This window comes from Clostridium sp. JN-9, assembly GCF_004103695.1.
Taxonomy (GTDB): Bacteria; Bacillota; Clostridia; order Clostridiales; family Clostridiaceae; genus JN-9.
The window spans coordinates 2,038,610-2,062,563 of sequence record NZ_CP035280.1; the positions used below are offsets into that span (position 1 = coordinate 2,038,610).

Annotated in this window: 26 protein-coding genes; 3 read left to right on the plus strand and 23 right to left on the minus strand. The window is 30.7% G+C overall.

Annotated elements, in window-relative coordinates:
- Positions 1 to 180: 180 nt before the first annotated feature.
- From EQM05_RS09705 to EQM05_RS16200, 5 genes are all read right to left on the minus strand, one after another.
- Positions 181 to 531: a single-stranded DNA-binding protein gene (locus tag EQM05_RS09705; protein WP_128749856.1), complete on the minus strand. Its 351-nt coding sequence runs from the start codon at positions 529 to 531 to the stop codon at positions 181 to 183.
- 90 nt (positions 532 to 621) lie between these two features.
- Positions 622 to 2,052: a cardiolipin synthase gene (gene cls, locus EQM05_RS09710; RefSeq protein ID WP_243108035.1), complete on the minus strand. Its 1,431-nt coding sequence runs from the start codon at positions 2,050 to 2,052 to the stop codon at positions 622 to 624.
- A 134-nt stretch (positions 2,053 to 2,186) separates the two neighbouring features.
- Positions 2,187 to 3,179 (minus strand): WG repeat-containing protein, encoded by a 993-nt coding sequence (locus tag EQM05_RS09715; protein ID WP_128749858.1) that lies wholly within the window; start codon positions 3,177 to 3,179, stop codon positions 2,187 to 2,189.
- 95 nt (positions 3,180 to 3,274) lie between these two features.
- Positions 3,275 to 3,889, minus strand: a complete 615-nt coding sequence (locus EQM05_RS09720) for a transposase (protein ID WP_243108036.1) — start codon at positions 3,887 to 3,889, stop codon at positions 3,275 to 3,277.
- 439 nt (positions 3,890 to 4,328) lie between these two features.
- A complete protein-coding gene (locus EQM05_RS16200) occupies positions 4,329 to 5,096 on the minus strand; it encodes an SEC-C metal-binding domain-containing protein (protein ID WP_243108037.1) in 768 nt (255 codons plus the stop codon).
- A 257-nt stretch (positions 5,097 to 5,353) separates the two neighbouring features.
- On the opposite strand from EQM05_RS16200, the gene EQM05_RS09730 reads away from it, so the two are divergent.
- Positions 5,354 to 6,226 carry a DUF1002 domain-containing protein gene (locus EQM05_RS09730; RefSeq protein WP_128749860.1) on the plus strand — a complete coding sequence of 291 codons (873 nt, stop codon included), beginning with the start codon at positions 5,354 to 5,356 and terminating at the stop codon, positions 6,224 to 6,226.
- A gap of 134 nt (positions 6,227 to 6,360) precedes the next feature.
- Here EQM05_RS09730 and EQM05_RS09735 read toward each other — a convergent pair whose 3' ends face one another.
- The 9 genes from EQM05_RS09735 to EQM05_RS09775 all read right to left on the minus strand — a co-directional run bounded on the left by EQM05_RS09735 (position 6,361) and on the right by EQM05_RS09775 (position 15,284).
- Positions 6,361 to 6,594: a hypothetical protein gene (locus EQM05_RS09735; protein WP_205694130.1), complete on the minus strand. Its 234-nt coding sequence runs from the start codon at positions 6,592 to 6,594 to the stop codon at positions 6,361 to 6,363.
- 118 nt (positions 6,595 to 6,712) lie between these two features.
- The gene (locus tag EQM05_RS09740; protein WP_128749862.1) at positions 6,713 to 8,452 is read right to left on the minus strand and encodes a 6-hydroxymethylpterin diphosphokinase MptE-like protein; all 1,740 of its coding nucleotides are present in this window, start codon (positions 8,450 to 8,452) and stop codon (positions 6,713 to 6,715) included.
- Positions 8,453 to 8,488: 36 nt separating this feature from the next.
- Positions 8,489 to 9,592 (minus strand): LegC family aminotransferase, encoded by a 1,104-nt coding sequence (locus EQM05_RS09745; protein WP_128749863.1) that lies wholly within the window; start codon positions 9,590 to 9,592, stop codon positions 8,489 to 8,491.
- Positions 9,593 to 9,674: 82 nt separating this feature from the next.
- Positions 9,675 to 10,667: an NAD-dependent 4,6-dehydratase LegB gene (locus EQM05_RS09750; protein ID WP_128749864.1), complete on the minus strand. Its 993-nt coding sequence runs from the start codon at positions 10,665 to 10,667 to the stop codon at positions 9,675 to 9,677.
- A gap of 12 nt (positions 10,668 to 10,679) precedes the next feature.
- On the minus strand, positions 10,680 to 11,324 hold the full coding sequence (locus EQM05_RS09755) for an acetyltransferase (protein WP_128749865.1): 645 nt from the start codon (positions 11,322 to 11,324) through the stop codon (positions 10,680 to 10,682).
- A 13-nt stretch (positions 11,325 to 11,337) separates the two neighbouring features.
- Positions 11,338 to 12,489 (minus strand): UDP-N-acetylglucosamine 2-epimerase, encoded by a 1,152-nt coding sequence (gene neuC, locus EQM05_RS09760; RefSeq protein ID WP_128749866.1) that lies wholly within the window; start codon positions 12,487 to 12,489, stop codon positions 11,338 to 11,340.
- A 9-nt stretch (positions 12,490 to 12,498) separates the two neighbouring features.
- Complete coding sequence (gene neuB / locus EQM05_RS09765; RefSeq protein ID WP_128749867.1) at positions 12,499 to 13,515, minus strand: N-acetylneuraminate synthase; 1,017 nt, start codon at positions 13,513 to 13,515, stop codon at positions 12,499 to 12,501.
- Entirely contained in the window at positions 13,505 to 14,212 is a 708-nt protein-coding gene (locus tag EQM05_RS09770) for an acylneuraminate cytidylyltransferase family protein (protein WP_128749868.1), read from the minus strand. The genes neuB and EQM05_RS09770 overlap by 11 nt, the downstream gene beginning before the upstream one ends.
- Positions 14,199 to 15,284, minus strand: coding sequence for a nucleotidyltransferase family protein (locus EQM05_RS09775; protein ID WP_128749869.1), 1,086 nt, complete (start codon positions 15,282 to 15,284; stop codon positions 14,199 to 14,201). Before EQM05_RS09775 ends, EQM05_RS09770 begins: the two co-directional genes overlap by 14 nt.
- Positions 15,285 to 16,072: 788 nt before the next feature.
- Between EQM05_RS09775 and EQM05_RS09780 the strand changes: the two genes are divergently transcribed.
- Positions 16,073 to 17,545: an IS66 family transposase gene (locus EQM05_RS09780; protein ID WP_128749870.1), complete on the plus strand. Its 1,473-nt coding sequence runs from the start codon at positions 16,073 to 16,075 to the stop codon at positions 17,543 to 17,545.
- 115 nt (positions 17,546 to 17,660) lie between these two features.
- Here the strand turns inward: EQM05_RS09780 and EQM05_RS09785 are convergent, their stop codons facing one another.
- From EQM05_RS09785 to EQM05_RS09820, 9 genes are all read right to left on the minus strand, one after another.
- Positions 17,661 to 17,993 (minus strand): hypothetical protein, encoded by a 333-nt coding sequence (locus tag EQM05_RS09785; protein WP_128749871.1) that lies wholly within the window; start codon positions 17,991 to 17,993, stop codon positions 17,661 to 17,663.
- The gene (locus EQM05_RS09790; protein ID WP_128749872.1) at positions 17,990 to 18,439 is read right to left on the minus strand and encodes a hypothetical protein; all 450 of its coding nucleotides are present in this window, start codon (positions 18,437 to 18,439) and stop codon (positions 17,990 to 17,992) included. The genes EQM05_RS09785 and EQM05_RS09790 overlap by 4 nt, the downstream gene beginning before the upstream one ends.
- A 73-nt stretch (positions 18,440 to 18,512) precedes the next feature.
- On the minus strand, positions 18,513 to 18,683 hold the full coding sequence (locus tag EQM05_RS16205) for an ATP-binding protein (RefSeq protein ID WP_243108038.1): 171 nt from the start codon (positions 18,681 to 18,683) through the stop codon (positions 18,513 to 18,515).
- Positions 18,655 to 18,801, minus strand: a complete 147-nt coding sequence (locus tag EQM05_RS16210; RefSeq protein WP_243108039.1) for a hypothetical protein — start codon at positions 18,799 to 18,801, stop codon at positions 18,655 to 18,657. The genes EQM05_RS16205 and EQM05_RS16210 overlap by 29 nt, the downstream gene beginning before the upstream one ends.
- Before the next feature lie 240 nt (positions 18,802 to 19,041).
- Positions 19,042 to 19,626 (minus strand): transposase, encoded by a 585-nt coding sequence (locus EQM05_RS09800; protein ID WP_128749873.1) that lies wholly within the window; start codon positions 19,624 to 19,626, stop codon positions 19,042 to 19,044.
- Between the two features lie 53 nt (positions 19,627 to 19,679).
- Positions 19,680 to 20,798, minus strand: coding sequence for a hypothetical protein (locus EQM05_RS09805; protein ID WP_128749874.1), 1,119 nt, complete (start codon positions 20,796 to 20,798; stop codon positions 19,680 to 19,682).
- Positions 20,799 to 20,800: 2 nt separating this feature from the next.
- Positions 20,801 to 21,133, minus strand: a complete 333-nt coding sequence (locus tag EQM05_RS09810; protein WP_128749875.1) for a hypothetical protein — start codon at positions 21,131 to 21,133, stop codon at positions 20,801 to 20,803.
- A 99-nt stretch (positions 21,134 to 21,232) separates the two neighbouring features.
- A complete protein-coding gene (locus EQM05_RS09815) occupies positions 21,233 to 21,415 on the minus strand; it encodes a YjfB family protein (RefSeq protein WP_128749876.1) in 183 nt (60 codons plus the stop codon).
- Between the two features lie 43 nt (positions 21,416 to 21,458).
- A complete protein-coding gene (locus tag EQM05_RS09820) occupies positions 21,459 to 22,532 on the minus strand; it encodes a type I restriction endonuclease (protein ID WP_128749877.1) in 1,074 nt (357 codons plus the stop codon).
- Between the two features lie 484 nt (positions 22,533 to 23,016).
- Here EQM05_RS09820 and EQM05_RS09825 point away from each other — a divergent pair, with 484 nt between their 5' ends.
- Positions 23,017 to 23,880, plus strand: coding sequence for an endonuclease (locus EQM05_RS09825; RefSeq protein ID WP_128749878.1), 864 nt, complete (start codon positions 23,017 to 23,019; stop codon positions 23,878 to 23,880).
- The last annotated feature ends 74 nt before the right edge of the window (positions 23,881 to 23,954 follow it).

Below are 23,954 nucleotides of genomic sequence, written 5' to 3' on the forward strand. Positions count from 1 at the left end.
AATATATTGCCTGTAATTATATAATTTCATTTAGTAAATCACTATTTAAGCGAGCAAAAATACTGATGTTTCTACAGTTTTTTGGGAAACTTAAATAGCTGATTTACTTTGAAATCTATTTTGTGCATTACCAGCAATATATTTTTAAATATTATTTAATTCATGTATTAAGCTATAAGCTTATTCATTGACAGATGCTTCCTCTGGTTTTTTAGGGAAACTTAGAAATTGGAAATCATCAGCAACTACTTCAGAGATAAACTTTCTTACTCCTTCTTTGTCAGTGAAATTTCTGGTTTCCAGTCTGCCGCTTACTGTAATCATATTACCCTTTTGAGCATATTGGGCAATTATTTCAGCTTTTTTCCCCCATACAGCTACGGGAATAAAATCAGCTTCCTTATTTCCATCTTGTTTTCTGTAAGGCCTTTCTGCTGCAATGATAAATCTGGTAACAACGCTTCCTGATTCCTCGATAACCTTTTTTATGGGATCTTTAACCAATCTTCCCACCAAAACAATCTTATTCATTAAAAATATCCCTCCGTAAAATAATATAATAATTGTACATCTATAATCATTGACATTAATGCTTCAAAATAATCACTTATTATCAAAATTTTACAGCAGGGATGAAAATATTCTGCAAATAGCTTCCAAATATTTAATCCAGACAGGCTGCTTATTAAAGTATTCTTCATTAATCAGTGTGCTGTTTTTAATATCTTCATAAAAAAGAGAGTCTAATTTTTTAGTTGTTTCCTCATCATAAACTATCCCATTGATTTCATAATTCAGCTCATGGCTTCTTATGTCCATGTTAGCAGTGCCAATGGTACAGAGTTCTCCATCTATGCTCATAGATTTGGCATGCAAAAATGATTTAGCATCGTAAAGATAGATTTCAACTCCACAGGAGGCCAGGTCTTTTAGGTATGTCCTTGAAGCATAATGTACCAGAAAATGGTCATATTGCTCGGGAAATAATATGCATACCCTTGCACCCCCAAGCTTTGATATTTTTAATGCATTTATTATGCAGTCGCTGGGCACAAAATAAGGAGTGGTAATAAAAATATTTTTCTTTGCCATGGATATCATTTTTAATTCAGCCTGCATTATTGATGGGAATTCAGAATCAGGGCCGCTTTGAATAATCTGCATCCTTTTTCCATCGTAGTTTCCTGTTTCAGGAAAGAACTTATCAAATTGATTATTATATGAGAAGTCCTCTTTGTTTGCCTTCTTTATATTTGCAAAATCATCTAAAAAAACTGCCTGGAGGCCAAGCACAAAGTCCCCTTTTACCATCATATGGGTGTCTCTCCAGTATCCAAGCTTTCCACGGCCTAAATATTCATCTCCAATATTTATTCCGCCAAGAAAGCCTACTTTTCCATCTATGATGACAATTTTTCTATGATTTCTATAGTTTATCTGTGTATTAATATCTCTCAGAAAGGGAGCTAAAAAATATGAATATTGAACTACCTCCACTCCATTATCCTGAAGTTCCTTTATGTAAGACTTTTTTATTTTAATTGAACCAACTCTGTCTATTATGAATCTGACTTGTACACCTTCATTTGCTTTCCTAATTAGAATATCCTTTATTTCATTTCCTATTTCATCGCTTTTAACAATGTAATATTCCAAATGAATATGATGCTGGGCCTTCTTCAGTTCCTGTTTTAGTGCTGCAAACTTTTCCACGCCGTCTTTAAATATTTCAATGGAATTGTCCATAAAAAGAGGGGACTCACTATTTCTTGAAATTAACTTTATTATAGGATAGTATTCCGGATTTCTTATCTGCTTTAGGGATTCATACATTAGTTCATTAATATGAAGATTTGTGTTTTCATTTAATTTATGCTTCTTCCAGTTTCGCCCCAAAAATATGTAGAAAAAAAGTCCCACAGGCGGCATTATAACAAACACTAACAGCCATGCAATGGTCTTCTCGGGCTTCTTCCTTTCAAGAACAATTACAGTAACTGAAATTATTGAATTTATTATTAAGATTGCCCATATTATATCAAATAACCTCAAATAAATTTCCTCCATTGTATAACTGACAGATTGCGGGTTGCTTGCTTTAACCGACAGAATTCGGGTGCTACCTGGTTACATTCGACGTTTATCGGGTGCTACCTGGTTACATTCGATTACATTCGACACATTACTTAAATTATTTCCCCTTTTGTATTTATATATACTGTTTTGTCATGAAGTTCTGCTTCAGCAACACCATTTATGAATTCATGCGCATCATCAAACTTAGGCTTAATGACAAATTCTAAATTATTGTTTAAATAACCCCATTTGCCGTCCACTTCCACTGATATTAATCCTTCAGATATGGAATCCACATTATCATATTTTACTGGAACAATTTCCTTACCGGTTTTATCTATAAATCCATATTTTTCGTTTTTTGAAACTGCTGCATAACCATTATAAAAACTGTCCACCCAGTCATATGCAGGCTCAATTACTAATTCATCCTGTTTATTGATATAGCCATATTTGCCTCTGATTTCTACTAAAGCTAAACCTTCATTAAAGTCACCTGCATAGGAATACTTTTCTCTTATTATAAAATCACCGCTGCTGTTTATGAATCCATATCTTTTATTTTCAGCCACCACTGCTATACCTTCATTAAAGCTTCCTGCATAGCTGAATTTAGGCTCAATGATAAATTGTCCCTGTTTATTTATGTAGCCAAGCTTTCCTCCAAGCTGAACAAGAGCTATTCCTTCGCTGAAATCTTCAGCATCTAAAAACTGCGGCTGAACAACAGTTTCGCCATTTTTATTTATATATCCCCATTTATAACCTACCTGCACTGCTGCCATGCCCTCACAAAAACTGTTCACTTCATCATATTTTTCTTCAATTGCTATTTTACCAGTTTCATCAATAAATCCCTTTTTACCATTAAGCTCGACAACAGCTAATCCTTCTGAAAAATTATAAACATCGTCATATATAGGTTCAATTACTATATTCCCATTTTCATTGATAAATCCATATTTATCGCCAACAGCAATAATTGCTTTTCCATGTACAAATTCTTCTGCATAGTCAAATTGAGAATCAATTATAACCTGCCCGCTGTTATCCTTATAGCCATATTTTTTCTTATTTTCTACTGGTAATAATACTTTACTCATTTTTATCCTCTTCTTTCTGACAATTATCGGGTGCTACCTGGTTACATTCGATAAATTGCGGGTGCTGCCTGGTAGCATTCGGCAGTATTCCACACCTACATTACCTGTTCAACAAATTCTTTATAGGATCTTTCATAATTATTGTTGAAATATATTAATACTAAACTGCTATTAACAAAGCTTTGCTTTACATGATTAATATACGAATGATAGCTGCTCCAAACATACTCCTGTGGTGCTTTAACCAAATTAGCCTTCACAGGATTCAAATGTATATATCTGCTGACTTCCAGTAGATATCTATCATCTTCAATTATCTCAGAACCATACCTGGATTGAAATAAATGTCCCACAAGTTTATATTTATTATTAAAATAATCTGCATATAACTTATTTAATCTCATCATTAAGTTCTTAATATGAGTATCCTTTGTTTTTATTTGAAGATGTACATGATTTGTCATCAAACAATAGCTTAATATTTCGTATTGATTATCCAAATCCTTAATAGACTTTTTCAGGATTTTCAAATAGATCTCATAGTCTTCTTTCTCTCTAAAAATATCACTTTTCCTGTTTCCTCTGGAGGTAATGTGATACATTGCATTTGGATACCAAGTTCTTGGTTTTCGGCATCGTTTTGTTTTTTCGGTTTTTTCAGATTTTGGGTTTTCTTGTTTTAATAAAGTAAGTTGCTTTTCCTTATCCATATTATCTCCTATTTTAAATTAATTACAAATATAATGATAAGTATAGCCTTAACTTATTATTTATAATCATTAAAATAGGTGACAATTATCGGGTGCTGCCTGGTAGCGTTCGACACAACTTTACTACCTATTTTATCATATTAACCTACATTTTAACTATAAATTTCATATGAAAAACTTATTTTCACCTCAATGATATTTTTTCTACTTTATTAAAGGGCCGAAAAGCCCGCAAATCGCAGGTTGCAAAAATAAGTTTTAATCTATTTGAATTCCTATAAATAATATAGTCGGAGGCAGTGAATAAACATCTTTCTCATACATAGCCTTGTGAATAATAAAAAACTGCAACAAAATCTGCTGCAGTTAAACTCTTACTTTTCACTTAACATTTTATCATGTTCATTATTTAATGCTTCCTAACAGCATTAAACATTATTTATTCAATATCCTCATAACTTGCTTTAATTGTTTCATAGGAAATGTTCCCTTCTTTAGGGCAAGGTAACTTTTTGCTTCCAAATGTGCAAAACTTACAGTAAGCATTTTTATCATGCTCTAACAAGCATTCATTATTGCAATGGTCATAACAATTATCAGAAACATAATCAATTATTGTCCAATATAAAGTTTCAGATATTTCGTTTGCTGTTTCATTCTCTATTTCTTTACTTAATTGATCCATCAAAGCGGTGGCAAGTCCATTTGCAAATTCAATATAAAATAAGTTCATTCTTGTAGGTTCTTGTAAGTTCTCAGGAAGTTCATTTATATCAAAGCCATCATCTGTTAAGGACTTAAAATCAGCATTTTTTAATGAATTATCGATACAATTATTTTTACAATTGAGACATTCTTTATAAAAATCTTTTGAATATTTATATAAATTTTTAATTATTTCCTCTGTTTTATCGTTGCTTGTTTTGTTATATTTGTATAAAATACTTCCTGTCATGTTTAATATCTCTAATAAAAAGAAATCAAACTTTGTTATTGGATATCCAGATAATTTAATATACTCTTTAGCAGTAAAATATTTATCTGATACAGTTTCGTACTGGCTTAATAAATTTTCTATTCGCTCTTTTTCCTGATCCTTTTTCATGCAGCAATTTTTATACTTCTTGCCGCTGCCACAGTAGCATAAATCATTTCTGCCTAGTTTAGGTCTTGGTTTAATAATATTAGATTTTTCATTTCTTTCCATTTTATATTTCTCCATTTATAATTTATATATAGCTTAGGTGCTATATTCTATTTATTTAATCTTACCATATTAACATAAAATAATCATCAAAGTTTTGACAATTATCGGGGGCTGCCTGGTTACATTCGTCAAATTGCGGGTGCTGCCTGGTAGCATTCGGCAAAAAATGTTTCTTATTTTTTACTTCTTTTATTCATAATTATAGTATATTATATTAATGATGTAAATTTTAATCTTTTAAAAAGGAGTTGTAAGACATGAAGTTTAAAACAGTTTTCAGTAAATTATTATTAATATTTATGGCTGCATCTGTAGTTTTATCTGTTTCTGGAAATAAAGTATATGCAGATTCATATAAGACTGTAACATTAGGAGGAGACCTTACTGATAGTCAGAAGCAGGATATGCTTAAATATTTTGGAGTTGATAAGCAGAGTGCCAATGTAATAGAAGTAAATATAGATGAAGAAAAAAAGTATTTAGGAGATACAGTAGACAGCAGCAAAATAGGAACGAAGTCCATATCCTGTTCTTATGTTGAACCAACTTCCAGCGGCGGGATAAATGTATCAATAAATAATATTGATTGGGTGAGCAGCAATATGATAAAAAATGCTCTTATTACAGCCGGAGTTAAGAATGCAAATGTAAAAGTATCAGCCCCTTTCAGTGTGTCCGGCACGGCTGCCCTTACAGGAATTCTGAAAGGTTATGAGAATAATACAAATGGCAGTAAGATCAGCGAAGATAAAAAGAAAGCTGCAAATGAAGAACTGGCGACTACGGCTGATCTGGGAGATAAAATAGGAAAAGATAAGGCTGCTGGAGTAATGAATGATATAAAAACACAGGTAATTAAAGACAAGCCCAAAAATGAAGATGCAGTAAGGAAAATTGTAGAAAATACAGTTAATAACTATAATTTGAATCTTAGCGCAGGGGATATTAATAAAATCACTGTAGTTATGAATAAAATAAATGGATTAGGCTTAAATTTCAGCGATATAAAAAGTCAGTTAAATGGTGTAGCAAGCCAGATGAAAGATGTTTTATCCAGTGAACAGGCACAGGGATTTTTCAGTAAGCTTGCAGCTTCAATTAAAAGCTTTTTTCAGGGGTTGTTTAATTAGCAGCATCTTACTAATTCTAACAGAAGATTTTTATATTATTTGATGTTGTAATATTTTAATAAGAATCAAACTATTAAAGATCTGGATTTTCAATGGATCCAGGTCTTTTTGTGATATATGACAAATATCGGGTGCTACCTGGTAGCATTCGACAATTTTGTTAGTTCAGGCTGAATTTTGTACTTTAACACATCGCAGGCAGATATGTAATCTTCAATGATTATGTATTTTTCCGTCTGTAAAATTAACTTACTTATGTCTTCTATATATCTTTTTATTTTACAACAATCCTTTTCATTGTCATTATAATTTTTTATATAGTTGTCTGACTCTTTTATAAATTCATCATACATATTTTTTACACTCATGAGTATCTCATGATTTTCCTGAAATTCGCACTTTAGCATTGTTTCTCAAAGATTATTAACATATAATCCCATGTTATTAATAAATTTAAAATAGTTTTCTTTAGATTCCAAAATAATTTTACTCCTTTACAATATCTTGTCCTTGAAACGCTTTTTCCATTATATAACACTTATCCAAAATAAATAGATATTTATTCAATGCATTATTCAAGTAATCTTTAGGAAGTAAATATTCGATAAACTCCAGCATTCCCATAAAAACATTAGCAAACAATGGAACTCTGCTTAATTTCTTCTCATTTTCATTTATTATATTTACTATATTATCTCTATTTTCCTGTATGGACTTTACCATTTCTTCACAACAATCCATTACCATATACAGCTCTTCAGAAAGCTGGCTTTTGATTTTTTCTTCTGTCCCATCCCTCTCAATATCCTTAGAGAATATGGGGAAATCTATATTCTTATAATTAGAAATCTCTTTTTTATAATATTCATTAAAATCAATGTTTTTGGCACCATCTATAGTAATTCCGTGACTTGTGCCATTTAAATATACAATATCATGGTGATTTTTTATAATTTCTTCTGATTCATATTTAAATGACATAAATGCAGGAGTAGTGTATACTTCATCACCTTTATTATTAACAGTTTTTATATATGCCGGATCATTTTCAAGCTGTTCTGGAGTAAACTCTTTGTTGTTCTTTGAACCTTCAGCATATAATCTATTTTTACTATAGCACATATCCTGTCCAAGAATTATTATTGGATTGCATCCAAGTTCGGATAAATTATAAGTTATAACATTGGCAATGGAAGGGCCTGAATATCCGGAAATATATTCCCAACCTAATTTTTTATGTAAATACTCATCCATCTCCACCTGATTCATTAAGAATTTGGTACCATTAATGAGCTTAGGTACATTGTAATAAACCTGACTGGAATAGAACAGCATAGAATCCGCATTGTATTTTAAGCCATTAAAAATTTTCTCTTCTGCCTTGTTTCCATCCATAGCTCCTAAGATGTGAGCCCTTATCCCATTGCTTTCAAGTATACCGGCACCGCTTCCAACTGCTGCAATAATAGCTTTATCCTGCACCAGTTTTAAGGTTTCTATATTTTCTTCTAGTGAAGGCCCTGCCCCCACAATAATGGCTGGTTTATCTTTAAAGCATTTTCTTAATTTCACCAGCGGATATGTGTTATTTATGTAATCTAAATTCATAACATAATTTCTTACCCATTTCTTCTGCTGGGAATTATTAGTGTTAATAGCAACTAAATATCCATTTAGAAGTTTCCTAAGCTGGTACTCTATTTTCCCCCACAGTTCCTTATAAAGGACTTTATATGCAGGAAGTACTACAAATTGTATTTTAATAGATTTATATTTATCTATTATATAATTTAGTGCCTGAATAATCTGATTCTCATTATTGCCTACAAATAAATTTATTTCTTTCATCACAGGCTGAATATCATTAACCATCAAGTTGCATTTAAATATTTCAAAATCAGGTTCCACTACAAAATATATTTTTTTAGGATTATTTTTTTGCATTTCCCGAAGCTCATACCCCAATCCAAGACCAAACAAAAATACAATATCGCATGGTTCTCTAAAAGTATAGTCACTAATGAATTTAGCGCTTTCCCTGGGGTTAATTCTGCTGTGTATAAAAATTTCATTACCATTTTCTCTTTTTACGCAAATGGTTCTCTTACCTGTTTCTCCTCTTATTAACTTAGCTGATCCCTGATCAATACTAAGCATTTTATCCTTTAAAGGTTTATTTAAATTGCTTAAAAAGTTTATATTTCTTTCAAAAATGCCATTTTTCAATTATTACACCAACCTTAAGATTACAAATTTCGGGTGCTACCTGGTAGCATTCGACAATACTCTGCAAATCTTCTCAATTTCCTCTTCTTTCAATCCTATAGAGCTAGGTAAATTTATACCTTTTCTTGCTAATTCATCTGTTTTACTCATATCTCCATGTCTGCATTCCCTATAAGGAGGCATATGATGAATAGGCATGAAGAATGGTCTTGATTGTATACCATATTGTTTTAATTTAAATATAAGTTCATCCCTTGTAAGTGGATAATCATCCTCTATTACTGCAGAGTACAGCCAATTTACATTCTTAACATTTTCTTTTTCTACTGGCAATGTGACTCCCTTTACATCTTTTAAGAGCTTATTATACAATTTTGCATTTTTTCTTTTAATTTCTATATATTCATCTATGCATTCAAGCTGAGCACATCCCATGGCTGCTACAATGTTGGGCATCCTGAAATTATATCCTATTTCCTTATGATAAAAAGCGCCATTTTCTAAGACAGTTTTAGTTTGAGTTGATAAATATTTTGCTCTTTTCCCAAGCTCTTCATTATTAGTTACCAGCATTCCGCCAGCACCTGTAGTTATAAGCTTATTCCCATTAAAAGAATAACAGCCTATATGTGCTGTGGTTCCTACCGCCTTCCCATTATATAGTGAGCCTAAACTTTCTGTGGCATCCTCAATAACATATAGATTATGCTTATTTGCTATTTTCATAATTTTATCCATATCTGCAGGATGTCCATAAATATGTACAGGTAAAATTGCCTTAGTGCTTGGTGTTATTAATTCTTCGATTTTATCTGCATCCATAACCCATGTATCTCTGCAAACATCTACAAAAACTGGTTCAGCCCCAACATATTTTATTGTATTAACGGGAGATATGAATGTTAACGAGGAAACAATAACCTGATCCCCTTCTCCAATGCCTAATGTTCTAAGTGCCAGCTCTATAGCTGCTGTTCCATTCATGGTGACAACTGCCTTCTTTGAACCTATATAACCTGCAAAATCATTTTCAAATTTATCCACATAAGGTCCTACAGAAGATACCCAATTTGTATCCAGGCAATCTTTAATATATTTCCACTCATTACCTTTAATCTCTGGAACGCACAATGGTATCATAGTCTCAGCTCCAATCATTATTTTACTATATAATATTTATCAAAATAAATGGAAAGAATTTATAATTAATTTAATAATGATCTTAAACATTATAGATATCTGTTTTAAAATACTGCATATTATTTTTTATCCATCTAATAGTTTCCTTTAGACCATCATCCATACTATATTTAGGTCTCCAATCAGTTAATTGCTTAATTTTACTGTTATCAGCCCATAATCTGTTAACTTCACTGTTTTCAGGTCTAATTCTTTCATCGTCACAAACAATATTTACATCTTTTCCAATAAGCTGAATAATTTTTTTAGCTATATCACCAATGGATATTTCGTAATTTGAGCCTGCATTAATAACTTCACCAATAGTTTTATCACTTTCCGCTATTTTAACAAATGCCTCAGCAGTATCCTTTACATAGTTAAAATCTCTTGTGGGTGTCAGGCTTCCAAGCTTTATTTCAGTTTTACCTGATAAAACTTGAGATATTATGGTTGGTATTACTGCCCTGGCAGACTGTCTTGGGCCATAGGTATTAAACGGCCTTATAGTTGCTACCGGAAGATTAAAGCTTCTATAAAAGCTTTCAGCAATTTTATCTGCACCTATCTTTGAGGCTGAATAAGGAGATTGACCCTGCATAGGATGTTTTTCATCTATAGGCACATATAAAGCAGTCCCATATGTCTCAGAGGTAGATGTATGTATAATCTTTTCAACATTATAATCTCTGCATGCTTCAAGAACATTTGCAGTCCCTTCCACATTAGTTCTTACATATGCCATTGGAGATAAATATGAATATGGTATAGCAATTAATGCAGCCAGATGGAATACTACATCCTGGCCCTTAATAATTCTTTTCATAACATCATATTCCCTTATGTCGCCAGTTACGACCTGAATGCTATTTTTAACTTCCTTATCAAATGTATCTATCCATCCCCAGTTGTTAAAGGAATTATATTGAACCAGCGCAGTAACATTTGCTCCTAACTCCACAAGTCTTTCTGTTAAATGACTGCCAATAAATCCTTCAGAACCTGTAACTAGAACCTTTTTCCCTTTTAAGTTCATACAATTTCTCCTTTATGAATTATTTTTCGTCTTAATAACTTTAGCTGGTACACCAACAGCTAAAGAATTATCTTCTATATTGCTAATTACTACTGCACCTGCACCAATACTAACATTATTTCCAATAGTTATTCCTTGAATAATAGAACTTCCAATACCAATATGTGCATTAGATCCTATAGTAACTCCGCCTGCAACCGCTGCATTAGGTGAAATATGAGTATTATTCCCTACTTTACAATCATGCTCAATTACACTTCCTGTATTTATAATGCAGTTTTCACCAATATACGATCCTGGGTTAATAATCGCTCCAGCCATAACACAGGTACCGTCACCCATATGTGAATATGGAGAAACTACTGCTGTTTTATGAATTAATACAGGCAACGTAAATCCAATTTCTTTTAACCTGCTGAATAATAAATTTCTAATATTCATATTATTTAACGCACCTAAACCAATAAAGGCATATTCTACACCTTCTTTATAAAGCTTTGGTAATACATTATCGTCGCCTATTATGGGAATGTTTAATACACTTCCTTTAATGCTTTTATCAGTTATGCCTGCTATCTCATATTTATTTGTACTCTTTATAATATCTATGATAACCTTGCAGTGTCCGCCTGCACCTAAAATAACTATTTTCCTCATAAAGTTTTCCTCTTTAATATGTAAGTTTCTTTCTTAATAGTTTTTTATCTATATTAATGGATTTTAATACATTTGCTATACGCTTGCTTACATTTCCATCGCCATATACATTTTTTATACTGTTTAAGCTTTCCTTAAAATTTTTATCATATAATGCCTTGTTGACAGCATCTGTTATTTCCTCTTTATTATATTCTACATCTATAATATTTTTATTTCTTAATCTTCCTTTTTGCCTGTCACCTATATTAACCACTGGAATCTTAAAAATAGGTGACTCAATTATTCCGCTTGATGAGTTTCCTATCATTACACTTGCATATTTTAATAAGCTTAAGTATCTCTTCTGACCAAGGCTGTAAAATATATATGAATTTTTATTCTGCTTTACAAAATCATTAATTTTATCAATAATAATCCTGCTCCCAAAATCAGCATTAGGATATGTAAATATATACTTTGCATCAAACTCTTTTATTGCTGCAAGCAAATTGTCAATTTGATTATCTACATTATCAAAGTCTAAAGTAACTGGATGAAATGTTATTAAAAATACCGGCTTATCAAAAGAAATGTCTATTTCCTTTTCCAATTGGGGTTTTTCTAAAAGTTTTAATCTTTTTATATTCTCAATTCCTGCCTGACCAACATTATAAACTCTCCATGGTTCCTCCCCCATTTTTATTATTCTTTCTTTATAATACTCTGCTCCCGAAAAGTGTATATGTGCCATCTTGGTAATAGCATGTCTTATTTGCTCATCTACAGCACCTTCTGTTGATTCCCCGCCATTCATATGGGCAATAGGTATATTCATCATCATAGCACAGACTGCAGCAATAAATGTTTCATATCTATCACCCAGTATAAGTAAAATATCAGGCTTTAGTCTGTCAAAGCACTGAGCCATTTGAATTAATTCGATTCCCATAGATTTTGCAATAGAACTTTTTTTCTCTGAATTTATAATCATATCTATTTCTTCATCAATTAAGAATCCATCCTTTTTTATTTGCTCTACTGTATAACCATATTCTTTTACTAAATGGTTTCCCGTTACCACAAGCTGAAGCTGCAAATCTTTATCATTTTGTATTTCCTTCATTGTCCAGTACAAAAGTCCATATTCAGATCTGGTCCCAGTAACAACTGCAATTTTTCTCAAGTGTAACACCTACTTTACTTTGTCAAGACATATTAATTCATCAATACCAATGTCACAGACAGCTTTCTTACCTATAATTTTATCTGCAAATTTTGGACTTACTCCAGTTCCCGGCCTTTTAAAAGAAACATTTTCATAAGAAAGCACTTCCCCCTTAGCAATATTTCTGCCTGCTACAATGCTTTTTCTCGCAATTCTCTTTGCATCTTCTTCACTTTTATTACATTTTTTTATTCCATCTCCAAGTGCCTTCTCAATGTTTCTAATGCTGCTTACCATTTTTTTAAACTCAGGTGGATTTAATGATGCTTTATGGTCTGGTCCTTCCATATTTTTGTCTAAAGTAAAATGTTTTTCTATTATTGATGCTCCCATAGCTGCAGCTGCAATAGGTACTTCTATTCCTAATGTATGATCTGAATAACCCACTGGTAATTTAAAGTCATTTTTCATAGTAATCATGGCATTTAAATTTACATCATCATAATTAGCGGGGTAATTAGATGTACAATGAAGTAAAGTAATTTCATTATTCCCTATATTTCTTATTGCTTCCACAGCCATTTCTACCTCTCCCAGGTTTGCCATGCCTGTAGATACTATCATAGGTTTATTTAACTTGGCTATATATTTTAAAAAGGGTATATTAGTCAAGTCACCTGAACTAATTTTATAAATTGGAATTTCAAGTTTCTCAAGTAAATCCACACTCCTAAAATCAAAGGGAGTGCTTATAAACATTATTCTCTTTTCTTCACAATACTTTTTAAGAATAATATGATCATCAAATGATAATTCCAATTTTTTCAGCATTTCATACTGGCTCCCACTGCCTGTGTTTTTCTTTTGATATTGTGCTTTTGGAGCATCCTTTGTAACGAGGCTTTCAGCTTTAAAACTCTGAAACTTTATTGCATCAGCTCCTGCTTCTAATGCAGCATCTATAAGCTTCTTTGCTGTGTATATATCACCATTATGATTAACTCCAGCCTCTGCAATTATAAATATATGATTACTATTTATCATTATTTTTCTCCTTCATAAGAAACTCCGCAAACTTAAAATCCGTTAAGTCATCAATATCAATAGCTGATTTTCTATCCATTACATAAGCTAATGTTTTATCAGTATACCAGTTTTTATTTTTCACTAAAATCTCTGTTTTTGCAATATATATAGCTCCGTTAAGTCTGTAAATTACTGGAGTATCCTGTCTCCTGGCGTAAAATGGAGAACCTTTTAAGAAGTCCTTCATAAATCCTTTTTCTATTGTTTTCATCCAAAAAGGACTTACCTCACTTTCGCACACACTAACAATTGAATCTGCATCTTCATTAATCAATTTTTCAATAGCTTCATCTATTTGATGAGCCTGTCTAAATGGAGATGTACACTGAAGGCAAATTATATAATCATAATTATCACCTTGATCCTGATGCCATTTAACTGAATAAAGTATAGGACCTATTCCAGGGGTACTATCCATTGCTAATTCCTTTGGACGCATAAGAGGTATATCATTACCATATGCTCTACTTAAATCAGCGATTTCTTTATCTTCAGTTGATACTATTACTTTGTCAATATATCTGCTTTTTAAAGCTTCCTCTATAGTATAGTACAATAATGGCTTCCCATTTAAGCTTTTTATATTTTTTCTTGGAATACCCTTGGAACCGCCTCTTGCTGGTATTATAGCAAGCATTTTTTTATTGTTTATCATTGCTTTCACCTGCTTTGTCTGAACAGATTAAATCATAAATATCTTTATTTGCCTTATTATAATCCTCAATTTTCCCAATATCCATCCAGTAATCCTTTATCTCATAACTGCCAACTTTCCTGCCGTTCTTTATACAGATATTAATCAAATCTGTTATTTCAAAATACTGGTTATCTGGTATTAGATTTATTATATCCGGTTTCAAGCAATACACCCCGCCATTAATTAAATATTCTACAACTGGCTTTTCTTTTAATTGTTTAATATTGTTTTTTTCAGCATCAATAACTCCATAAGGTATTTGGAAAGCGTGTCTTATAGTTCCAACTGTAATATCATAATTATTTTCTATATGAAAGTTCATCATATTCTCAACATTTAAATTGGTAAATATATCACCATTTATAACAAAAAAAGGTGTATCTATATATTCTCTGGCAAGCTTAATTCCTCCAGCTGTACCAAGCCTTTTGGTTTCTTTTATATAATTTATTTTAACACCATATGAAAATCCGTCCTGAAAGTAATTCTCTATTATTTCAGATTTATAGTTCACAGAAAGTAAAATTTTGTTATAGCCATATTGTTTAAAGTTATTTATTATATGCTGAAGCATAGGGTCTTGTCCAACTTTAAGCATTGGTTTTGGAATTTCTTTAGTGAGATTCTTAAGTCTTGTACCTAATCCTCCAGCCATTATTATTACAGGATTTTTCTTTCCTTCAGGTAGTAAGATATCATTAATGCTTATTAAATCTATAACCCTATTGTTATCATCAACTATGGGGATATCTTTTACTGCCTTTTTAATAAATATATCCTTAATTTCTTCCCTTGTCATGCTTTGATTTACACTTACAGGATTAAAATGTGCTACTTTTTCTACTGAATCCTCCAGGGATGTTCCCTTTAAAATGGCTCTTCTGATATCCCCATCTGTAATAGTACCTACTAAAGTTTTATCCTTATTAACCAGCAGTGCTATTCCTCTGGCACCTGTATCAATGCATTGAAGTGCCTGTCTTATAGAATACTTTTCATATACAAACAATTTATTTATATTATTTTTCATTGGCCGCATCACCCTTGATTTTTATTATTGCTAATTTATATTATAAACAATATTTTTTAGCTTCTTTACATAAATCAATCAAACTATCTCATTATGAATACTATTCAATTTATCAATTACTTTTTTTGAAATATTAATACTATGATACTTTCATATGAAAATTTTATCAACAGATTCATTATACATCTATATAATCTTTTACCTGGGTTCCTTGTTACAAGAAAAAGTACAAATTAAAATAAGAAAGTGTTTTTTGAATTAATCATTTTCCATCTTATGTAATCTTAGTTTAATAACATTGACCAATTAGGTGATTATGTGGAACTTTGTAACCCATTTACTACAATTAAGGAAGAACCGTCATTTCTGACGATTCTTCCTTTATTCTTTTATCGCTTTCTATGCCCACTACCTTCTACTTTTTTCCAAGTCATAGTTACCAAAAAAAACATTTATAATCTGCCTAAAAATTCATTTAGTCTATCATGTGCTGTTTCCGGATCTACTTTTATAACTGAGATTGCTTCTCTCCTTCCATGTGCTACCCAATTTCTATAGTCATAAACTTGTTTAACACTACCAACTAATTCAGCATCCAGAACGCTTTTAAATATATCTAAAATATTTTTAAAATGCCATCTATCACTATTTTGTAACTATTCAGCTATTAAAATAATTTAAATTTACTGTTATTATTAATTTATTGAAAAAAAGCCTTCCATTTATCATTATTTTTTGGTATCATAAAGCCTGTCTTGCAAAAACTAATGATAAGGTGGTGACACATCGTGAGTGAAGGCCAAATCATCGAGATTTACAATCAAGGTGTATCTCAGGTTATAGGTGTTATTAAAGAATTATCAAATCAAATTAAAGAACTACAATCTCAAGTAGAAACACTTTCTAAAGAGAATAAGGCTCTAAACGAGCGTGTAAAATCATTAGAAAGCCAAGTCAACAAAAACAGTAGTAATAGCAGTAAACCTCCATCGTCAGATGGCTTTAAAAAGAAGACTAAAAGTTTAAGAACAAAATCAGGTAAAAAACCTGGCGGTCAAAGGGGTCATGAAGGAGCAACATTGTGTTTACATGATACTCCTGATGAAATTGAAATTCACAATGTTGAATTCTGTACTGAATGCGGAGCATCCCTAAAGGATGTACCTCCTGAAAGATATATTGTTCGTCAAATTATAGATATACCAGATGTAAAAGTTAAAATTGTAGAGCATAGAGCAGAAGTTAAAATATGTCCTCATTGTAAAAGTAAAAATACAGCTGCTTTTCCAGAAGAAATAAAGAATACAGTTCAATATGGAGAACGCCTGAAAGCGATAGCTGTTTACTTAACTCAATATCAATTGATTCCGTATAAACGTGCTGTTGAACTCATTGAGGATTTATTTAACCATCATTTAAGTCAAGGTAGTATGGTAACCTTCAATCAAGACTGTCATGATAATTTACAAGCTATAACAAATAGGATTAGAAATAGCCTTACCTCATCTACAGGAGCAGTTCATTTTGATGAAACTGGTATTTATATAGATAAAAAACGCCAGTGGCTTCATGTTGCTTCTAATGAAAATCTTACATATTATGAATGCCATGAAAAGCGTGGTAAAAAGGCTATTGATGATATTACAATACTTCCAAACTTTACTGGGACGGCAGTCCATGATGGTTTTAAAACTTATTTTAAGTATACTAACTGCAATCATGCTCTATGTAATGCTCATATATTAAGAGAATTGAATGGTATAACTGAATTACAAGGTCAAAATTGGGCAAAGCCAATGAAAAATCTATTGTTAGATATAAAAAAAGAAGTAGATTTAGCTAATAACAAACAAAATGCTTTACCTTTAGATAAAATTCAGGATTTTGAATCTAAGTATGATAAAATACTTAAAGCTGGCATTGATGAAGACTATGCTAAAAACATTGAATTATATTCTAAAAAGAAGGTAAAGAAAAGTGCCAGTCTTAATTTACTCAATAGATTAAATGGCTATAAGGAACAAATACTTGCTTTCATGTATGACTTTGATATACCTTTTGATAATAACTTAGCAGAACGTGATTTACGTATGGCTAAAGTTAAGCAAAAGATTTCAGGCACCTTTAGAAGTTCTGCTAGAGCTAACGCTTTTACTAGAATCCGTGGATATGTATCTACTGTAAGAAAACAAGGCAAAAATGCCTTGGATTGCATAAAATCAACATTTACAGTGAATCAATTTGATCCAACTTTGACGTAAAAGCTCCGTTTAAAAAGGAACGAAGTACCTTTTTTTGGTGAACCTAAAATTAATATTAACACCTTACTGTCAGATGCATAAGAATTTGAAAGTAAGGTGCTTTTTTATATACTTTTTAGGGTAACTGAATAGTTACACTATTTTTTAAAGCATATTTTAGAACTGATTTTGATAATATTTCTTCTTCTTTTTCAACAGTCTCTTTACCTAAGTTCTTTAAATAATCTAATATTAATTGTTCAAAGACAGATACTAAAGATAATACTGTTAAATCATTTAATTCATTTTCCGCTTTCAATAAAATTTCTTTAGCATCATTTAACGTATATTCAGCTAATGAACTATCTAATGGCACAATCTCTGGTGAAGAATTTAATATTTTTGAAGTAATTCTTTGACTTTCAATAGTTAACTTATACCATTGCATTATTTCTTCTAGCTTATTCATGCCATCATCACTTTCAAAATTTCAGAAAATACTTCTTCATCAAAAGCTTTATAAACTCCATCTACTTTAACTATCCAACCATTATCTATAGTTAGCAATATTGAATATTTCCCTTTTGTAGATAATATATCTATTCTTCCAACTGCACCTAAAATCATTCTTCCTATAGGTCTAATATAAATAGTGTCCCATAAACTTCTAATAATAAGGGATTTAATTTTATACTTTCCTAAAAGTTCCTCATTGATTTCAATTTCCTCATCTGTTACTTCTACTAATTTATTTTTAACTGGTTCATCCAGCCAGCTTTTTATGTTACTAACAATTTCATTAACACTATTAATCCATTTTTTCTTTTCTTCCTCAGCATTAAACTCTTTTTTAGTTTTTTCCTCAAGTTTTTTCTGTAGAAAATCATTTAAATCTGATATTAGCTTTTCCTCCACAAATTATTAACTATATTAAATTAGATATTTATAAAAATAACCATTTAGATAGGTCACAGTTACCCAAATGGGGCTACTGTCTATAAATAGTTAATATGAATTCTTCCCCTAATTCTTTAAGCATAGGCTCTTTAGCTCCATTATCTTTCATAGTCTTTATTATCATTGGAATTCCCCGTCCCAGTTGATCAATATATCTCATGTTTTCCATATACTTAACTAAAAGCAGATTTATCTTCTTCATATAAATCAAAAGTATTATATTTAAGAAAATAATCCCTTATTATATCTAAATTTAAATCTTTAATAGAGGTATTATGGACAGGAGAAATATAATAATGAATACTACCATTTTCATTCATAATTTAAAACACCCTCAACTTTTGGATACATTATTTACTATATAGCATATTTTATAATTATACACGCATGTGTTACTTGCCTGAAAGAGCAAAGTCATACGTATATTTCAAAATAATAATCTATATAATTTGCTCTCTTCCTACTTTTTTACTCTTGGATTCATAACTTTAACCGTTTCCCCCTATATTATAACCCGTTTCTTAGAGAATTACATTATGCATTAAAAACATATTTCTACTCTATCGCCCTAAAATGTCGACATTACCGACACTGTCAAAACTAATTGCGGACTCCACATATTTTTTATATAATTCCCTATTTTTACTGTTAAAATAAGATAATAATCGTCCACTACAAATTAAATTTTCTTTTTGATTACCAATATACATTGAATAACTGCTCCATTCATAAATCTCAGGCTTTTCAACCATTTTCGCTCTAACTGGGTTCAAATGTATATACCTGCTTGTTTCAAGCATCTGAGAATCTGATTCTATAAGTTCTGCAAAATATCTACCTTGGAACAAGTGCCCAATGTAATTATATTTTTTATTATAGTATGTTGCATATCTACTATTTACTCTCCCAATAAATTGTCCTGCCGGTTTATCTTCTGTTTTTATTAATATATGTACATGGTTATCCATTAAACAGTAACATATTACTTCATATTTATCATATTCATAATATTTCATTGCTTCTTTTATCAATGTTAAATAATATGAAAAATCTTGTTCATCATTAAATATATCATTCCTATGATTTCCTCTAGCTGTAATATGATAACTTGCTCCAGGATACCATTTTCTTTTTTTAGTTGGCATAATCAAGACCCCTTTTATTTTCTTATTCTTGATTATTACCCATTTTCCATTTTTTACACCCCTGGGGCGCTTATCCATCTAACAAAACCAAAAGATAATTTTGGTATAAGCTGAGGTGGAAAAAGCGACTTAGAATGTGTATCCCATTCATTACCTAGGTACATAAAAAGTTTACCACAATTAGGGCATTCTCTCCAATTAGAAGATCCATGCGGAAAATAAAACTTTCCAATTCTAACCCTTCTATCAGTTTTATGTTCATGATCATTTAACCTCTGTACTACAGTCTCATTAAGAGGATACCAAATATCCTGATCTTCAGAATCAATTTTTCTAACAGCCATAAAATTGCCCATATCATTAAATAATTTCATAGGAACTGCAGGTGAGCCTATATATGGTACATTAGAAGAATTATTCAAATCTCTATTAGCATTAAATATCATCCATAGCAGAATGGGATCCCAATTCAGTGATATAACAGAATAATCAAACATATAAAATTCTCTGGAATCAGTTTTATATCCCCTATTATAGGCATCAATTCCATCCTTTTGCATTAACTTTCCAAGACAAAGTGCAAAATCATAATATGGTTTTATTAGGTTTTTATTTTTCAACAGATTAAAATGATAATTTAAGGAATGAATAAGAGTTGTCATCATTACTAGCGTATTTCTAGATTTTATAATATTTTGCAGCGGCAAAAATTGTTCTTCACCATGGTCATTTACATAAAAGCCCTCTTTTTCTGAGATATGCATGTCTATAATGTTGAATAAATCCTGAATCTTCATCCTGCCTACCTTGTAATTAGGGCAAATCTTCATTATTTTTCTTAAAGAATTCCAGTCATAGTATTCTCTAAGTTCTTTTACCCTCTTATCACCATTAACATTAAATTCCTGCCTTATCTCTGTCTCTATATCGTTAATATCTATAGATGTATCCAAAAACTTGAACAAATTCTCAAGACTTTTATCTATAGCTTTATCATGTGTAACTTTATTGAATACTTCCCCTATACTAATTTTACTGTTTTCATCACAACTTTTACACAACTCCATAAAAAAGTTTCCAATTTGCACTGTAGTTTTAAATCCAAGTGCAGCAGTTGCTCCTGCTCCCCAAAACATAACAGTCTTGGGCCATTTAGGCTTATATGTTTCCATAATTAATCACACTTTCTTACAGCAGTTATTGTGCCATCTGTACCTTTATAATCAACTCCAAAAATACATATAGTTCCAGAATTAAAAATATTATTTATTAAATTTCTTATTCCTTCTTTTACAGAAAATTCTTTATCAGCATCTTCCAGGTAAAAAGGTTTAGCCGTTATAACGAAACTATTAACTGTAGCGGCTGCATCATTTGTATCATAACTTATAAATATATTTCTATCCTTATCCTCTTGAATTCCTTCATTTTTAAGAAGTTTAATTTCTTTTTCATAATTTTTGCATTTTAATATGAATCCTTCTACGCCTTCTAATATAACTTTCAAACCATCCTTATCAGTTACCTGTTTAATAGTTGCTTTTATGTATCTTATATTACCTATTCCTCCTCCTAAATTACATTTTATTTAATTATTCCATTATCATTATGCCATTACATCCAAATGCTGCCCTAGATTAGGATCTGCTGCAACATTATTTTTCATCATTTCTGTCATCTGTGCTGCATTTTGTTCTCCAATATCCATAGCCTTCTTCATTAAAGCTATACCAACTGATTCTTTTACCCTTGATTGACTCATTACCATTGATAATGCTGCTATGTCCATAGTTATTCCCCCTGCTTACTATTTTTCCCAAGTCACAGTCACCTTATGACTCAAATCTTTTTGCAGTTTCAATTAATTCTTTATCATATGTGTATAAATCATCTAAACTTTCCAAATTGATTTTACTTCTGCTTTTATCATCGTTAGGTAATATTAAAGATTTCCTTGAACCCAGGGAAAGCCTGCATATCCACTTTCTTGTATTATTATTGTAAAGTATTCCAAAATAAGATTCAGTGTCTTTATAAGTTATATTTTTTAAATCTACATCATGACGCAGTATGGATTTTATTATTGCGAAGGCTTCCAGCTCTTCGGCTGTGGTAACAATTTTATTAACATTCTCATCAGCTGCTATTTCACCATTAGCATTATCTACAGGTGCATCATCTGAATTTGAAGGATTTGTGCTCTTTAATGTTTCTTTAAATTTTTCACTCATTGTATCATTAATAAATTGATTAAAGGATTTCTTTACTATTGGTATAAACTTTTCTACAACTGTTGAAGTTCTTCTTCCATCGTAGACTTTACTTAATAAATAGTTTGCAAAATCTTCAGATGGAGAAAGTAATTGTGATTTTAGGTACTCCTTTACTAAACTTGTATATTTTAAATCAGATGCAGTGCTTACTATATTATTTATATCTAATACATCTTTATGAAAATTTTTCAGATATTCAATTGCAGGATCTTTTAAATCGAATAAATTCAACTCAAAGAATGGCTTTTCATCCATTTTATTAGCCTCATCTAAATCGGTATAAAATTTATAAACAATTCCATTGGTAAGAACACCAAACTTTGCAGATGTTGTTGAAAAATATCTAAATAACTGAGAACCATGTTTTTCTAAATTATCATTGCACGCTTTAGCTTCTATTAAGATTATAGGAGTATCCTCTAACAAAATAGCATAATCAACTTTTTCGCCTTTTTTAACTCCAAAGTCAGCATCAAATTCAGGGCAAAATTCTAATGGATTAAAAACATCATACCCCAACAATTGAAAAAATGGTAAGATAAGTGATTGTTTTGTGGCCTCTTCAGTTTTTATTTGGTCAACCAATTTTTCTGCTTTTTCGGCCAATGCTTCAAGCTTGTCCTTTAATTCCATATTATCTCTCCTCTCTCATTTTAACTTTTGATATTATGTTATGTTCGACACATTATCTAAATAGTCGACAAGTTATATACATTTATAGAAACAATTACCGCATAACTTTAAAAAAATACTCAAATTGCATTTTACAAATTGAGTAATAAATCTATTTAATTTATTTTACCATATAAGAAGATAATTCAACTAATTGAATTATTTAGTATAATATAAATATATCATAAAATTTTACATTTTACAACTAATACAGACATAATGTTAAAAATAATGACTTTAATGTAAGTTTCAAATATAATCTCACATAAAAAATCTTGAAAGCTTATATTGCTGCTTTTGTAGTTTCAACAATGCTGTTAATGGCTGCTTCGCCGTAACACAATATTCATGAGTATATTATTTTTATTTTGGAATCATGCTTAATTATATTATAAATTTGAAATAATAAGTAATAAGTAAAGAGTTTATAATATATGAGGTAAAAATGATTAACAATTATAGTAATAAAATATACAAAGTTACAGATATTGAGCAAAATATTATTGTAGGAAGTCTTTTAGGAGATGGAAGTCTTGCAATGTATGGCAGGAGCAAAAATGCTTATTATAGAGAACATGGATGTGATGAACAAATCCAATATAGGTTATGGAAGGCTGAAAAACTGAAAAACTTAGATTTCAGATTACTTACAAACTGTAAATATGCCAAGCTATGTTCCCATAGCAACATTTTTTTCACCAAGCTATATTCTATGTTTTATATAAATGGTATAAAAACTATTACAGAAGAAAATATAAAATTACTGAACCACCCTATAGGATTAGCTTGTTTTTATATGGATGACGGCACATTGGTTATTGACTCTTCAAAGCGAAAAAAAGGCTCTATATACATCTTTCCAAGGATTTCATTATATACATTGAGCTTTTCAGAGGATGAGAATAATATAATAATGGATCATTTATATAATTGTTTTGGAATTAAAACAAAAATAAAATATAGGAAGGACGGTAAAAAATGCATACTTGAAATAAATAAAAAGGAAGATATTATAAACTTTATTGATGTTATAAAACCACATGTTTCAGAAGTTTTGTGTATGAATTATAAAATAGATCTGGTAGGAAGATTTGAGAAAAAAAGAGCCGCATTAAAAAAACAGGGCTGGGAAAATATTAATTTTTGGAAAGAAGAAGTTACAAATAATAACTACACAAAAGAAGAGGAGTTATTTATTTTAAATTCAAAGAAAAATGGGATTTCTATTAAAGAAATTTCTGAAGCTCTCAAAAGACCATATTGGGGAGTAGTAGATAAAATAAGAAGGATGAAAAATAATAACATTTAATTTAAATTTATCATTATACCATTGCATCCAAATGCTACCTTGGATTAGGATCTGCTGCAGCGTTATTTTTCATC